The 1,835-nt window shown below is 71.0% G+C and carries 2 protein-coding genes and 1 pseudogene; 2 read left to right on the top strand and 1 reads right to left on the bottom strand.

From position 1 onward, the window contains the following. Window positions 1-124 precede the first annotated feature (124 nt). Complete coding sequence (locus tag ACOJSN_RS09605) at window positions 125-724, top strand: helix-turn-helix domain-containing protein (protein ID WP_420112272.1); 600 nt, start codon at window positions 125-127, stop codon at window positions 722-724. Here ACOJSN_RS09605 and ACOJSN_RS09600 read toward each other — a convergent pair. Then, window positions 701-1,309: a class I SAM-dependent methyltransferase gene (locus ACOJSN_RS09600; protein ID WP_420112271.1), complete on the bottom strand. Its 609-nt coding sequence runs from the start codon at window positions 1,307-1,309 to the stop codon at window positions 701-703. The two genes, ACOJSN_RS09605 and ACOJSN_RS09600, sit on opposite strands and share 24 nt — an antisense overlap. 109 nt (window positions 1,310-1,418) lie before the next feature. On the opposite strand from ACOJSN_RS09600, the pseudogene ACOJSN_RS09595 reads away from it, so the two are divergent. Continuing rightward, window positions 1,419-1,835: pseudogene (locus ACOJSN_RS09595) on the top strand (GTPase HflX); the annotation flags it as partial.

Here is a 1,835-nt window from a genome sequence, read left to right as displayed (position 1 = left end):
CGCCGCCGCCGATCACCAGAGCGTCGAGAGGAACGGAGAGGGCCTGTGGCGTGGTCATGACCCCAGTGTCCGACGCCGGAGAGAGACTAGCAAGGGCGCTTGCCATTGTGGCAACATGCTCTCCATGAGCAACGACCTGAGCGGAGTCGGCCTGCGACTGCGCGCTCTGCGACAGCAGCGTGAGATCACCCTTGCCCAGCTCTCCGAGCAGACTGGTGTCTCGGTGAGCACCCTCTCGCGCCTGGAGTCCGGCGGGCGCAAGCCCACCCTGGAGCTGCTGCTGCCGCTGGCGCGCGCCTACGGCGTCACCCTTGACGACCTCGTCGACGCGCCGCCCACGGGCGATCCGCGTGTGCACCTGCGGCCGGTCACCCAGCACGGCATGACGATGGTGCCGCTCACCGAGCGGGCGGAGGGTATCCAGGCGTTCAAGGTGGTCATCGGTCGCAGTGCCCGCCGTGAGGAGCCCGCGCTCAAGACCCACTCCGGCTACGAGTGGGTCTACGTCATGGACGGCCGGCTGCGGCTGCTGCTCGGCGAGCACGACCTCGTGCTCGAGCCCGGCGAGGCGGCCGAGTTCGACACCCGCGTGCCCCATTGGCTCGGCCCGGCCGACGATGCCGAGGTCGAGTTCCTCAGCCTGTTCGGCAAGGAGGGCGAGCGCGCACACCTGCGCGCCGGCCCCCGCCGGAAGGACGGCTCAGCGCGCCGCCCCGGCGACTGACAGCACCCGAAACCCCTTGCTGCTCGCGGTGCGGGTGACGTCCAGGCCGAGCTCGGCAGCGATCCACCGCTGGAGCGAGTCGGCGCCCAGGTTCTTGCTCACCACGAGGTGAGCCACGCCGTCGGGCGCCAACCGGGGCAACCACGTGCGGAGCATGGCGTGCAGCACGTCCTTGCCCACGCGGATGGGTGGGTTGGACCAGAGGAGATCGAGCGCGAGGTCGGGCTCGGCGGCGAGCAGCGCGTCGGGCTCGGCGACCTCGACTGCGAGCCCGAGCGCCGTCGCGTTCTGCGAGGTCAGCGCGAGCGCGCGCGGGTTGACGTCGACCCCGATCACCCGCGCCTGCGGGGAGGCCGCTGCCAGCGACAACGCGATCGGACCCCACCCGCACCCCAGGTCGAGGACTGTGCCGGTGGGTGGTGGGTCGGGAACGTGCGAGAGCAGCACCGCGGTGCCGGGGTCGAGTCGGTCGCCGGAGAACACGCCCCGATCGGTGGTGACGCGGACCGATCGGCCACGCAGCACGACGTCGATCTCCCGCGGAGCCGAGGCGGCCGGGGAGTCGGAAGAGAAGTAGTGAGACACCGCCGCACAGCGTAGAACGCTTGCTCCCTGGGCGAAATCGCTGTCCGTGACGCGCACACACGTGCGACAGTGGTGTCTCGTCCACCGAGACACCACCCGAAGGAGATCCATGGCTGACCCGAGTTCCACCCGCAACAGGCGTACCGAGGCGGGCGTGGCACCGGGTCGAGCAGAGATCTCCGACGTGGACCGACGCGCCCAGGACGTCGTGGCCCGCGTGCTTGCGCGTGCCGGCACCGCACTGCAGGACGAGGCCAGCGCCGGCTACACCGACTACGACGGTGAGCAGCTTGACGTCGAGGAGCGCGGCGCGCTCCAGCGTGTGGCAGGGCTCTCGACCGAGCTCGCCGACGTCACCGAGGTCGAGTACCGGCAGCTGCGGCTGGAGAAGGTCGTGCTGGTCGGGCTCTACAGCGGCAGCGGTCCCGCAGCCGCCGAGAACGCCGAGATCGCGCTGCGCGAGCTCGCCGCCCTCGCCGAGACCGCCGGATCCGAGGTTCTCGACGGCGTTCTCCAGCGCCGGCAA

Origin of the sequence: Pseudactinotalea sp. (assembly GCF_048594945.1) — a bacterium.
Classification (GTDB): Bacteria; Actinomycetota; Actinomycetes; order Actinomycetales; family Beutenbergiaceae; genus Pseudactinotalea.
Note: the sequence above shows the minus strand (reverse complement) of the source record. Positions and strands in the feature narration are given on the sequence as shown.

Coding starts and splice junctions, on each gene's coding strand:
- ACOJSN_RS09605 (WP_420112272.1), top strand. CDS start 125: ATGAGCAACGACCTGAGCGGAGTCGGCCTGCGACTGCGCGCTCTGCGA.